The sequence below is a fragment of the Rhizobium glycinendophyticum genome, assembly GCF_006443685.1.
GTDB lineage: Bacteria > Pseudomonadota > Alphaproteobacteria > Rhizobiales > Rhizobiaceae > Allorhizobium > Allorhizobium glycinendophyticum.
Map to the genome: position 1 here is coordinate 132,086 of NZ_VFYP01000003.1, position 12,443 is coordinate 144,528.

Sequence of the window (12,443 nt, forward strand, 5' to 3'; positions counted from 1 at the left end):
CTCTCCTCATGCGGTAGCACCAGCGCGTCTTGGTCAGTCTTCCCGCCGATCTTCGCTCGGCCGATCCTGCGCATAATGGTGTTCGACCGCAAACGCCGGTAGCCAGGCCTCGCGGCGGATCGTCCAGAGTTCGTAGGTCGGGCGGAAGACATCGATGGCATCGAGTGAGCCGAGATTGACCTCGACTTCGTCATCACTTCGGCTGAAGACCGAAGAACCGCAGCCGACACAGAAATGACGGCCGCGATAGTCGCGCGTCTCCCCGGTGACGCAAACCTGGGCTTCCGGATAGATCGCCGAGGCATGAAACAGCGCGCCGTGATGCTTGCGGCAATCAAGACAGTGGCAGACCCCGACACGATAGGGCTCACCCTCGGCTTCGATCCTCACGCTGCCGCAGAGACACCCTCCCGTGATCATAGCCATAACTTGTCTCCCTTGAGTTCCTCCCGGTCCGGCGTGAACCGAGCATGGAACAGCGACAGCTGCTCTCCCGTGTCAAACTTTGCAAACGATAAATTTGTTGCGCCTGAGACCACCTGGCAAGCGTTGTGTTTTTCCCTGAACCTGATGCATCATGTTCCATGGCAGCGCTCGCTGTTTCAGCCAGGGGCATTTATCGGAATGAGTTTCTTCTTGAGAGCGGCGAAGACCGCCCAATCGCTGGCAGCGGTTTGTCAAAGAATTGCGGTCGCAACGGGTTTGTGTTTCATCTTTGCATCTTCAGTCCTTGCCCAGACGCCGGCGCCGTCTCCCGTCACCATCATCGTCAAGCCCGGCCAGGCGGCTTTGGATATTGACGCCGCCATCAAAGCTGCCGAGCAGGCCGGACGGCAGGTCATTCTTCAGGTGGAGACTGATCCGCAGGCAGCCGGTTCGACCAATGCACCTCCCACACAGTCAACACCAGCAAACCCGGCGCCCCCCACAACTCCAGTGGTTGCCATGGACGGCATGTGGATGTTCGGTGATCTCATCACTTCATTCCAACTGGGGATACAGCGGGCCATTGACGGCTTCACCGGTCTTCCCGCCGCATTCCAGTCGAGCTGGCAGATCCTGAAGGCCGAGGAACAGGGACCTTCGCGAGCCGGACTCGCGGCCCTTTTGTCCTCGCTAGCAGGGCTCATCACCGCCTATCTCTTGCGCATGGCCCTTGCACGGCTTTCTCGAAGGTTTCATCCGAAGCACGCGTTTTACATCGCATCGCTGCGACTAGTCTTCGACGCGATCGCCATTCTCACCTTCGTCGCTGTTTCCTATCTTGTGCTGCAGCAGATCGCCGTCACGCGCACCTTCACCAGACAGGTGGCCGGCGCCTTCATCGCCATTTTCACCGGCGGGCTCATCTACGCGGCGGCGGGACGATTTCTGTTCAAGTCGAATGGCGACGCCCGCCCTCCGCTACTCGACATCGCCCGACCACACTGGCACTTCCGCATGCTTCTCGCTTATGGGCTTCTGAATTCCTTCATCGCCAACTCGGTCCGGCTCGCCGATGTCCGGATGGTCGATACGGAAGCGGCAGATAGCTGGCTGTTCCTGACAGTCTCGATCCTGACAATCCTGAAGCTCTGGTGGTTCATAGCCGGTCGCAGAGACATCGCCAATGTCTTCACCGGCAAGGAGGGCGGCCATATCCGCCGGGTCGTGGGCAATCTTCTCGCCGACTTCTACATCGTCTCCGCCATCCTCATCTGGTTTGTTGGCCTGCTGGTCGCGGGCACCGCCCAGAACACGGTCTGGGCAAAGGCGGCGGGCACGACGCAGTTTCTGATGATCATGATCCCGGTCCTGGATCGCGCCATCGTCACCCTGCTGTCTACCATGGCAAAAAAGCGGGAAGAGCAGCACGGCCGGGATTTCATCGGTATCGTTCTGCGGAGCCTGGGGACCCCGCTTGCCGGCGCCGTCTGGCTGCTGGGCCTGCACACCGTCGTCCAACTCTGGCAGCCCCTGACAATGGGGGCGTCCTCGCTGATCACCGTCTGGATGATATGGCTGGAAAGACTGGCCTTCGCGCTCATCGTCAGCTGGACGATCTGTAGTTTCCTGCTGCGCTACTTCGATGCCGTGGCACCGACCAATGCGCCGGTAATTCCTGGACAGGAGGACGAAGTGAAGGTCGAGACGAGCCGCATCAGCACCATCCTTCCGGTGGTCCGCAACCTGATCCTCGGTGCCGTCGTCGCGATTGCCGGCCTGGTCATCGTCTCGACCGCCGGCGTTGACGTGGCGCCGCTGCTGGCCGGCTTTGGCGTGCTGGGTCTTGCGCTGTCCTTCGGTTCGCAAACCTTGGTGAAGGACGTGGTGTCTGGCATCTTCTTCCTCGCCGAAGACGCCTTTCGCATTGGGGAATACATCGACACCGGAAAGCTGGTTGGAACGGTCGAACAGATCTCGCTCCGTTCCGTCCGGCTTCGCCACCACAACGGGCCGATCCACACTGTTCCGTTCGGCCAGATCAGTTCGGTAACCAACTTCAGTCGTGATTGGGGCACCATTAAATTCGAGCTGCGCTTCGAACGCGACGCCGATTTGGAAGTGATCCGCAAGATCGCCAAGAAAGTTGGCCTAAGCCTTCTAGACCATCCCGAATTCGGTGACACCTTCCTCGTGCCCGTCAAGATGCAGGGCATCCATGACGTGAATGAGACCTCGATGGTGGTCCGCTTCAAGTTTACCGCCCGGCCCGGCAAGCCCAGCTTCATCAAGCGGGAAGCAATGAAACTGTTGATGGCAGCATTCAAGGAAGCGGGTCTGCCGCTGGCATCGAATGCTGTCGTGGTGCGCTCAGGCAGCGGTCACATGACGGAAGCCGGCGGCGCCGCCGCAACCGTAATCCCGCTGCAGACCACAGGCTGATGAACGAAGAAGGCCGCAGCATGCGCTGCGGCCTTCTGGAAAGCGTGAAAGGCAGGGCCTTATCAGATCAGGCCGCGAGCGCCTTGGCGATCTGGCCTCGAAGCGTATCCATATCCTTGGCAAAGCCGCGAATACCTTCCGCCAGCTTCTCGGTCGCCATGGCATCTTGATTCATCGCCCAGCGGAAGGACTTTTCGTCGAGCGATACCAGCGGCTCCGCCTTCACCGTGTCGGGCGACAGAGCACGGGCGAGCGTCCCCTGGTCCGCATTCAGCTCGTCGAGCAGCTGCGGGCTGATGGTCAGGCGGTCGCAACCGGCCAGCGCTTCGATTTCGCCGGCATTGCGGAACGAGGCGCCCATGACGATCGTGCCGATGCCATTGGCCTTGTAGTAGTTGTAGATCGAACGGACCGAGACGACGCCCGGATCGGTCTCGGAGGTGTAGTCCTCACCCGTCGACTTCTTGTACCAGTCCAGAATTCGGCCGACGAAGGGCGAGATCAGGAAGACCTTGGCTTCCGCGCAGGCTATGGCCTGGGCCTTGGAGAAGAGCAGCGTCAGATTGCAATCGATGCCTTCCTTCTGCAGCACCTCGGCAGCGCGGATGCCTTCCCATGTCGAGGCGAGCTTGATCAGGATACGATCCTTTTCGATACCGCGTTCCTTGTAGCCCGCGACGATCTGGTGCGCCTTTTCGACCGAGGCCTTGGTGTCGAAGGAGAGGTCAGCGTCAACTTCGGTCGACACACGACCGGGCACGAGCTCGGCGAGTGCTGCACCGACGGAGATGGCCATGCGGTCGGCAATAGCACCGATCACGGCCTCGTCCTGCCCGCCCTTGGCCTTGCCCCAGGTGATCGCCTCCTGGAAGGCATCCTTGAACGCATCCGTGCCGAGCGCTTTCAGCACGATGGAGGGGTTGGTGGTGCAATCCACCGGCTTCAGGCGCCGGACGGCCTCGATGTCACCGGTATCGGCGACCACGGTCGTCATGGAACGAAGCTGTTCGAGTTTCGAAGTCATCAGGTCATCCTTCGGCTGGCGAAAAGAGTTGGCGACCGCCATCGAAACGCCGGTCGTGATAGCCCGGACTATCGCCACTGGGCGACGACAAAGTCAAGACATATGTCCTTTGAATTTGACATAAGTATCAACCCAACGGATAGTAAGGGCCGCAGTTCCCACATCGAGAGAAATCTTGGCGAAACTCAGACGCGATACCCATTCGAGCTATACCGACGCGAGCGCACTCCGCATCCGCGCCGCCTGGCTCTATTACAACGAGGGCCTGACGCAGAAGGACGTCGCAGACCGGCTCGGCATCAGCCGTTCGACCGTCATCCGCATGCTGGAAGAGGCAAGAAAGCGCGCCGAAGTGCAGATCTGGATCAGCGACGGTGTCGCAGACTGCGTCGATCTCGCGGTTCGTCTGGAAAAGGCCTATGGCCTCGATGAGGCGGTTGTCGTTCCCTCGCCCGATAGTGAGCAGGCAGACGCCATCGCCAAGGCGGTGGGCCTTGCGCTCGGCCAGTTCCTCACCGAAGCCATCACTGACGACATGACCATCGGCGTCGGCTGGGGCCGCACCATGACCGCATCTCTGTCAGGCTTTCGCCCGCCCCGGCGGGAAAACTGCAAGGTGGTCTCGCTGCTTGGCGGCATCGTCGCCGTACGCCAGACCAATCCCATCGACTACACCTGGCGACTGGCAAGCCAGCTTGGCGCCGAATGCTATATGTTCCTCGCCCCTTTGCTTGTGGATTCCGTAGCCACCAAGCGCGCACTGATAGAGGAATGCGGCCTGAAGACGATCTACGACCTTGCTGAAAATCTCGACCTCGCCATCGTCTCCTGTGGCGATATCGGCCCGCATTCCACCTCGCTCTCGGAAGGTTTCATCAGCCACCAGGCACTTATGGAACTGGTCAAGGTGGGCTGTGTCTGCGACACCATGTTCAATTTCCTGGATGCAGAGGGAAATTCGGTCGCTCACCCAATCAACGAGCGGGTCATGTCGGTCGATCTGGACACGCTGAAGAAGGCGAAACACATCGTCCTTTCTTCGGGCGGCGCGCATCGTGCCAAGGCCATTCGCGCGACGATAAGGCGGATCGGGTGTAATACGCTGATTACGGATGAAGGCGCTGCGCGGGAATTGTTGAGTTTGGCGACGGTTCAAGACGCCTATTCGTCGCCATAAGTATGCGGCAAATTGCGCTCGACCTCCATCGCATCGTGCAGGATGCGACCCACCCCGATCAGTTGGGGCAGGGCATGTCGAAAGAGTATGAAGTGTCGCGGCCGGCGGACAATTCAGGTTGAATGACGAGCCCTATCGCGGCTGTTTCGCAGATGGTAGCTATGGATACCAGATCCGAGCTCAGGCCGTGTCACGACGCCACGTCGCAAGGTCGACATAGCGAGATCCGAGAGCGCTGTGACAAGCAGAAACTCGTAGCGGAGCAGTGCGTCGCCACCAAAGTCAGCATAGGTTCTCGTCAGGTTATCGAGAATGTCGGCTTCGGCTTCGGTCGAAAGCCGGACTTCAACCATCGTCCCTCGCGCGGTTGCCCACGTCTTGGGCAGCCTTCCAGCCTATCCTAGCAATGTGGTCAGCCCGCTTTTCGACCGGAACGTCGTTGAACCGCCCTTGGTCCAGGTCGGCGAAGCCTAGATCGGCCGCTTGTCGCAAAGCTTGAAGTTTATCAGCGTCACCCGCGGCCTTCTCCTCAACGAGCCGAAGGCCTTCGCGAAGGACATCATTTGCATCATCGAAACGTCCGGATTCCGCCAGGCTAACGATCCGGCGGCTGATGTCGTCTGGGAGGTGTACCGTGTTGCGCATGGCTCATCCTCTCACAGAAGCAGCAATCAGAAGAGCGCCGTACTTTAAACCTTGCCCGCCTCCCAGCCGAGCATGGCCCGCTTGCGGGTTAGGCCCCAATGATAGCCGGTCAGAGCGCCGCTCTTGCCCAGCGCCCGGTGGCACGGCACGACAAACGAGATCGGGTTGCGGCCGACGGCCGCTCCCACCGCGCGGCTGGCGGTAGGCTGACCGATCTTGTGGGCGATGTCGGAATAGGTGACCGCCTTGCCGAGCGGGATCTGCAGAAGGCTTTCCCAGACGCGGATCTCGAAATCAGAGCCGATCAACACAACCCGCAGAGGCTCATCCGCCGACCAGCGCTCCGGGTGGAAGACGCGCGCGGCATAGGGTGTCGTCGCCCCGATGTCCTCGACGTAATGCGCATTCGGCCAACGCTGCGCCATATCATCGAAACACAACCCCTCGCGCCCGACATCGGCAAAGGCGAGACCCGCCAATCCGCGATCGGTGATCATCACAAGTGCGAGGCCGAAGGGGGAAGGATGGAAGCCATAACGTATGGTCAGCCCCGCCCCCCGAGCCTTCCACTCGCCGGGGCTCATGGCCTCATGGGTGACGAACAGGTCATGCAGGCGCCCGGGGCCCGACAGGCCGAGTTCCAGCGAGGTCTCCAAGAGCGGCAGTTCCTCGCGACCCAGCAAGCGCTTGGCATGATCGAGCGTCACGGCCTGCAGGAAAGCCTTGGGGGAAAGGCCCGCCCAGCGCGTGAACGTCTTTTGCAACTGCGTTGGCGATTGTCCGAGCCGCTCGGCGATGAGCTCCAGAGAGGGCTGGCTCTGATAGTCGAGCGTCAGCATCTCGATCACTTGCCGCACGGTCTCGTAGTCGGAGCCATCGGGCGTGATGTCGGTGGTCTGTGAAAGATCGATCTGGCGGGCGAAGGTCATGACGAAATCCTCAATGTGAACAGGACTTCACCACGGATAGTGACCCCTTGCCACCCGTTTCTTGCGGAACCGACCGCTCACTCAGATGCGCTGCTTGGCCGTCGCCAGTGCCCCCTTGAAGGCTTTGGAAAAACTCTCGCGATCATCGGGATTGAGGAAGGAGCCGATATCGGTGACACGTCCCTCCCCTGCAACACGCATCGCCGTGATGCCGAATTCTTCGTGACGGTGGACGAAAAAACGAGCCCAGAGCGTTTTGAAGCGGTGCTCGGTCATTCGCCCGGCGGGCGTGAATTTGCGGATCGACAGGCTGGTGCGCGAAACGGTGACCTCTTCGCGAGCGCGAGCTGCACGATAGTTGAGCCAGAAGGCACCGTAGAGCAACAGAAAGTCGAGACCGAAAAACAGGCCGATCGGCCAGGCCCCCGTCGCCATGAAGAACATTGCATGCACCAGACAGACCGTGCCGGTGATGGCAAACAGCACGCGAAAACCCTTGCGGCCGAGCGACCGGTAGGGCGTCAGTTCCGCTGCGAAAATCGGCTGATCCGCCGCCTGCTCGACATTGCCTTCCATGATCGCACCCGACTATAGATTTTGCATGACCGATCCGAAGCCGAAATCCAGCACCGAAACCTTGAAAAAGTCAAATCCGTCGACCCGTCGCAAGCAGGCGACACGCCGCCGCACGGCCTATACGCGCGCCGAACTGGAAGAGATCTTCCGCCGCTTCTCGATCCAGCGACCGGAACCCAAAGGCGAGCTGGAACACGTCAACCCGTTCACGCTGGTGGTCGCCGTGGCGCTTTCCGCCCAGGCCACCGACGCTGGCGTAAATAAGGCGACGCGGGCGCTGTTCAAGGTCGCTGACACCCCGGAAAAGATGCTGGCTCTAGGAGAGGAAAAAGTCCGTGACTACATCAAGACCATCGGGCTTTACCGCAACAAGGCAAAGAATGTCATCGCGCTCAGCCAGAAGCTGGTGGATGACTTCGGAAGCGTCGTGCCACGCACCCGCGAGGAACTGGTGACGCTGCCGGGCGTCGGCCGCAAGACCGCCAACGTGGTTTTGTCCATGGCCTTCGGCATCCCGACCATGGCCGTCGACACGCATATTTTCCGCATTGGCAACCGCATCAGGCTCGCACCCGGGAAGACGCCGGACGAGATCGAGGACATCCTGATGCGGATCATCCCCGAGCAATATCTCTTCCATGCCCATCACTGGCTGATCCTGCACGGCCGCTACTGTTGCAAGGCGCGTCGCCCCGAATGCGAACATTGCGTCATCGCCGACATCTGCAAGTCACCGGAAAAGACGGTGGATGTGCCGGCTCCGCTGGTCGAGCTTCCGCCGCAGGCCATCAGCACTGCCGAGGAAACGTCAGCGTTGTAAGGCCCGATCCCTTGCCGTCAGCGCCTTGTGCAGATGCACCATCAGACCGGCCGCGAAGAGCGGCGTCAGAAGATTGAGGATCGGCACTGCCAGGAAGGCGGCAATTACGAGCCCCGCCATGAAGACTGTGCCGGAATGGCGAGAGCGCAGCAGCTTCGCCTCCTCCACCGAGCGGAAGCGCATGGCAGCAAATTCGAAGAATTCCCGGCCGAGCAGATAGCCGTTGACCAGGAAGAAGGCGAGAATGTTGACGCCGGGAATGAATAGCAGCATCAGCGCGATCATGTTGCCGACGATCACCACGCCGAAAAACTTGATCGAAGCGACGATCGCTTCACCCATCGGCATGGCCCGGCCTGGAGGGTCGTTTGGATAATCGCGCTTCTCGACCACTTCGGCGACATCGTCGAGGAAGAGACCGGCGATGATCGCGGTCACCGGCGAGAGCAGCAACGCAAGGCCGAGCGCGAGTCCGATGCTGGCAAGGATGCCGAAGACGAAGGTCAGCCACCCCGCCCAGGCTGGCAGATCGGGCACAAAGCCTTCGATGAACGGCATGACGAAGGCGATGAAGCTCTCGCGCAAACCGAACCACAGACCGATCAGCACGAGCACAGTCAGACCCAGCGTCTTCCAGAACACGGAGCGCGTTTCCGGCGCAAAGAGATTGCGCGCAGACAGCGCAGCGGCATCAAGTATCATCAGGGCCTCCTTCGACTTCAGGCCTTGATGTAGGTTCAACGGGTGTCCCCTGCAATCGGCGCGGTCGCGATGTGATTTAACCGAGCTGGTAGAGCGCCGGTCGGCGATCGGCAAAGTAAGGGTTCTGCGCCTTGGCTTCGGCGTAGGCCGTCGTATCGACGTCCGCCACCAGCAGCGTCTCATGCATGCCGGCCCGCGCCAGTTCATCACCGTCCGGCGCCAGGATCACGGAGCGTCCGCCATAGGACAGATCGTTCTCCTTGCCGCAGAGATCGGCATAGACGAGGAAGACACCATTCTCAAAAGCCCGTGCCGGCACCACGGTATCGGCAATCCGCCGGCTGATGATCCCTTCCGGCAACGCGGTCGGAACGATCACCATTTCAGCGCCCGCCAGCGCCAGCGTGCGCACGTTTTCGGGGAATTCGACGTCGTAGCAGATCAGCATGCCGGCCTTGATGCCGCCGATATCAAACACATGCGGCGCCTCGTCTCCCGGCACAAAGGCCGCGCGCTCGCCGTCGCCATAGAGATGGCTCTTGCGATAGAATTCAGCCGTCCCGTCCGGCCGCACAAGCACTGCGGAGTTGAACACGCGATTGCCGTCCCGTTCCGGAAAGCCGGCACAGATGGCAAGTCCGCAATCGGCCGCGATCTCGGTCAAGGCGCCAACGATAGCCCCGTCCCGCCCCTCGGCAAGCTCCTCGAAGGCTGCCCCCTGAGCGTAACCACTGGTGCAGAGTTCCGGCGTCACCAGCAGTTCCGCACCCATCTCTGCTGCCGCCATTGCTGCCTGAGCGATTTTTCCGATGTTGCCAGGCACGTCGCCCGGGATCGGCTGCATTTGGTAGAGGGAAATCAACATGCTGACACCTGTCGAACAGAGGAAGTTTGCAAGATCCGAACCCTTTGGATAGCCCAGACTAGCGGCAACTCCAAGGCATGCTCGGCTCACCTTGGCCTAGGTGTCGTGACGGTGGATCAAAAATCGCTTGGAACCGTTATCGTGCAGGCATCGACTTTGCCTGTCGGTATGGTCGACATGCGGTGGGCGCGGGGACAGGAAAACCATGCAAAACACAAAGGCGGGCAGCCTTGAATCGCTCGGCATTCCGAACCGCGCGCCCGATCCGGCGACAAACACAAGGTTCACCGGTCGCACGATCCTCATCCTGATCGGTGTAGCCGTCATCCTTAAGGTGGGTCAGGAGATCCTGGTACCGCTGGCGCTGGCCTTGCTGTTGACCTTCGCGCTCGCCCCCATCGTGTCCTTCCTGCGCAAACGCTCGGTGCCGAAGATAGTCGCGGTGATCTTCGCCGTCGTGTCCGCATTCTCCGCCATCGCACTCTTCAGTTTCATCGTCGCCACCCAGGTTACGAACCTTGCCTCGAACATCCCGACCTACCAGCGTAACATCGTCGAGAAGGTGCAGGCCCTGAGGGACGCCGGCTCGGGCAGTGGCGTGATCGAACATCTGAGCCGTGTGGCGGAACGTGTCGGATCCGAGCTGCAGATCAATGCCACTGCGGAAAGAGAACGCCCTGATGTCCCGCCGTCGGTCGATCGTGATCCGATGCCGGTCGAGATCATCACGCGGACCAATCCGATCCGAACCCTCGGCAATCTGATCCTCCCGCTGATCAGTCCGTTCGCCACAGCCGGCCTTGTGGTCGTGCTGGTGGTTTTCATGCTGCTTGAGCGCGAGGACCTGCGTGACCGTTTCATCCGGCTGGTCGGCCTCGGCGACCTGCACCGCACCACCGCGGCGCTTCAGGACGCCGGCCGTCGCGTCGGAAAATATCTGCTGATGCAGCTTGTGGTGAACACGCTTTATGCCATCCCCATCACACTCGGCCTCTGGATCCTCGGCATCCCCAACGCCATCCTTTGGGGTCTTCTCACGCTGGTCTTTCGCTTCGTCCCCTATATCGGACCGGTCGTCGGCATGGTGCTGCCGCTGTTCCTGGCGCTGGCCATTGCGCCGGGCTGGTCGCTGGTGCTGTGGGTGGCCGCGCTCTTTGCCACCATCGAGCTGATCAGCAACAACGTCATCGAGCCCTGGCTCTACGGCTCCCACACGGGCCTGTCGCCGCTGGCAATCATCATTTCGGCAATCTTCTGGTCCTGGTTGTGGGGACCGCTCGGCCTGATGCTGTCGACCCCACTGACGGTATGCCTTGTGGTCCTCGGCCGGCACGTGCCGCAATTTGCCTTTCTCGACGTCTTGCTGGGCAATGAAGCCGTGCTTGAACCGCATGAAAAGCTTTACCAGCGCCTGCTCGCCGGTGATCCGAGCGAAGCCACCGACAATGCCGAGGAATATCTGGAGGACGAATACCTGGCAGACTATTATGAGAAGGTCGGACTGCCGGCCCTGCTTCTGGCAGAACTCGACCGGCAGCGAGGCGTGATGACGGACCGCCAGTTGCACATGTTCTCTGCCAATTGTCGCGCCCTGGTCGACAACCTCTCTGACATTGCGGAGGAAGAAGAAAACGAGGAAAGCCCGAGCCTCGCCGCAAGCGATGGGTCGGATGCGGACGGATCGGGGGCAATTCCAAGCGGAAAAGGTCGCTCTGTTTTATGCCTCGGCGGACGCGGCGAGATGGACGACGCCGCTGCTGCCATGCTCGGGCAGGTTCTCGAAGTCGAGGGCGCTTCGGTCAGAACCGGCAGCCACGGCGATCTCATTGCTCGGGCAACCATGCCGCCCCGGATGGAAGGCGTCGACACGGTGGTCGTCGCCTTCCTCAACGGCAACTCCAAAGCTCATGCGCGCCTGAGCGTTCGTCGTATCAAGCGCCTGAGAGCGGATCTGCGGGTCGGCATCATGATCCCGCTCGCCAATGGTCTCGACAATCCCCGCATCGAACCCGCCGAGATCGGGGCGGATTTCGTCTGCGAGACCTTGTCTCGAACCATCGAGCAAGCTCTCACGGCAGCTCCTCCCGTGTTGCTGCAGATCCCGCCGCGCAAGGCGTCTCGCCCACGCGCGCGGCTCGTCAAGGCAGCCGTCTGACAACAAAGCTCGAATTTCGCACGATGGAGATGCTGCAATCGCCGCATCTCCGTTGTCTTTCGGCGCAAGAACCTTATCTTGAGCCTATGACATCACCTTTTTCGACGGCAACCACCTGATGGTCTGGGTCGCAGCCGCGCTGGCACTGGTCGCTATCCTTCTCCTGCGCAACCGCGTTGTCGCCATTGGATTGGCGGTGTTAATCGCGATCACCCTCGGCATCATCTGGTTCTTCACGGAGGAAAACTCCGAACGTGAGAGGAATGAGGCCGCCGCCATCTCGGTGCAGGCGGTAGCCGACCCCAAGACTTGCGTCGATCCTGCGCTTCCCGTCGCAGTCACCTTTACCAACAATGCCGACAAGGCAATCACGCGGCTGTCTTTCGACCTGATCGGCATGCCGCGAGGCCAGACGACAACTGCCTATCGTGGGTACCTCAGAGACGACCAGATCGTTCCCTCGAGGCAGACGGTAACCCGCTGTTACGCCCTGCTCTTCCATGGCTTCGCTCATCCGCGACCGGCGATCATTGATGCCACGAAATATGATTGGAACGCCCGGATCTCATTGCTCGAATTCGGCAACGGCCCTGCCTCCTGAAGTGTTTCGGGTATCAGGTCGAGGGCTGAGAGGCAGCTATCCCTCACGTCCCCTTTGCTTCAGTCGCGATCTCAATGCCAGCTC

13 protein-coding genes are annotated in these 12,443 nt (G+C 60.7%); 5 read left to right on the forward strand and 8 right to left on the reverse strand.

Features of this window, described 5'->3' with window-relative positions:
• Positions 1-33 precede the first annotated feature (33 nt).
• Positions 34-426: a GFA family protein gene (locus FJQ55_RS17690; protein ID WP_140830320.1), complete on the reverse strand. Its 393-nt coding sequence runs from the start codon at positions 424-426 to the stop codon at positions 34-36.
• Positions 427-624: 198 nt separating this feature from the next.
• Between FJQ55_RS17690 and FJQ55_RS17695 the strand changes: the two genes are divergently transcribed.
• Positions 625-2,865 carry a mechanosensitive ion channel family protein gene (locus FJQ55_RS17695; protein WP_161596996.1) on the forward strand — a complete coding sequence of 747 codons (2,241 nt, stop codon included), beginning with the start codon at positions 625-627 and terminating at the stop codon, positions 2,863-2,865.
• 67 nt (positions 2,866-2,932) lie between these two features.
• Here the strand turns inward: FJQ55_RS17695 and tal are convergent, their stop codons facing one another.
• Positions 2,933-3,889: a transaldolase gene (gene tal / locus FJQ55_RS17700; protein WP_140830325.1), complete on the reverse strand. Its 957-nt coding sequence runs from the start codon at positions 3,887-3,889 to the stop codon at positions 2,933-2,935.
• A 175-nt stretch (positions 3,890-4,064) separates the two neighbouring features.
• On the opposite strand from tal, the gene FJQ55_RS17705 reads away from it, so the two are divergent.
• Complete coding sequence (locus FJQ55_RS17705) at positions 4,065-5,066, forward strand: sugar-binding transcriptional regulator (RefSeq protein ID WP_140830327.1); 1,002 nt, start codon at positions 4,065-4,067, stop codon at positions 5,064-5,066.
• A 113-nt stretch (positions 5,067-5,179) separates the two neighbouring features.
• On the opposite strand, the gene FJQ55_RS17710 is transcribed toward FJQ55_RS17705, so the two are convergent.
• The 4 genes from FJQ55_RS17710 to FJQ55_RS17725 form a co-directional block, all read right to left on the reverse strand.
• Positions 5,180-5,419, reverse strand: coding sequence for a hypothetical protein (locus FJQ55_RS17710; protein WP_246085185.1), 240 nt, complete (start codon positions 5,417-5,419; stop codon positions 5,180-5,182).
• Positions 5,412-5,711, reverse strand: coding sequence for a ribbon-helix-helix domain-containing protein (locus FJQ55_RS17715; protein ID WP_140830329.1), 300 nt, complete (start codon positions 5,709-5,711; stop codon positions 5,412-5,414). Before FJQ55_RS17715 ends, FJQ55_RS17710 begins: the two co-directional genes overlap by 8 nt.
• Before the next feature lie 44 nt (positions 5,712-5,755).
• Complete coding sequence (locus tag FJQ55_RS17720; protein ID WP_140830331.1) at positions 5,756-6,640, reverse strand: methylated-DNA--[protein]-cysteine S-methyltransferase; 885 nt, start codon at positions 6,638-6,640, stop codon at positions 5,756-5,758.
• An 81-nt stretch (positions 6,641-6,721) separates the two neighbouring features.
• Positions 6,722-7,216: a DUF2244 domain-containing protein gene (locus FJQ55_RS17725; protein WP_140830333.1), complete on the reverse strand. Its 495-nt coding sequence runs from the start codon at positions 7,214-7,216 to the stop codon at positions 6,722-6,724.
• A gap of 25 nt (positions 7,217-7,241) precedes the next feature.
• Between FJQ55_RS17725 and nth the strand changes: the two genes are divergently transcribed.
• Positions 7,242-8,036, forward strand: coding sequence for an endonuclease III (gene nth / locus FJQ55_RS17730; RefSeq protein WP_140830334.1), 795 nt, complete (start codon positions 7,242-7,244; stop codon positions 8,034-8,036).
• Here the strand turns inward: nth and FJQ55_RS17735 are convergent.
• Entirely contained in the window at positions 8,025-8,738 is a 714-nt protein-coding gene (locus FJQ55_RS17735; protein ID WP_140830336.1) for a sulfate transporter family protein, read from the reverse strand. The two genes, nth and FJQ55_RS17735, sit on opposite strands and share 12 nt — an antisense overlap.
• A gap of 76 nt (positions 8,739-8,814) precedes the next feature.
• A complete protein-coding gene (locus FJQ55_RS17740) occupies positions 8,815-9,603 on the reverse strand; it encodes a carbon-nitrogen hydrolase family protein (protein WP_140830338.1) in 789 nt (262 codons plus the stop codon).
• A 205-nt stretch (positions 9,604-9,808) separates the two neighbouring features.
• On the opposite strand from FJQ55_RS17740, the gene FJQ55_RS17745 reads away from it, so the two are divergent.
• Both FJQ55_RS17745 and FJQ55_RS17750 read left to right on the forward strand, forming a co-directional pair.
• Entirely contained in the window at positions 9,809-11,758 is a 1,950-nt protein-coding gene (locus tag FJQ55_RS17745) for an AI-2E family transporter (RefSeq protein WP_140830340.1), read from the forward strand.
• A 118-nt stretch (positions 11,759-11,876) separates the two neighbouring features.
• On the forward strand, positions 11,877-12,359 hold the full coding sequence (locus tag FJQ55_RS17750; protein ID WP_140830342.1) for a hypothetical protein: 483 nt from the start codon (positions 11,877-11,879) through the stop codon (positions 12,357-12,359).
• Positions 12,360-12,443 lie beyond the last annotated feature (84 nt).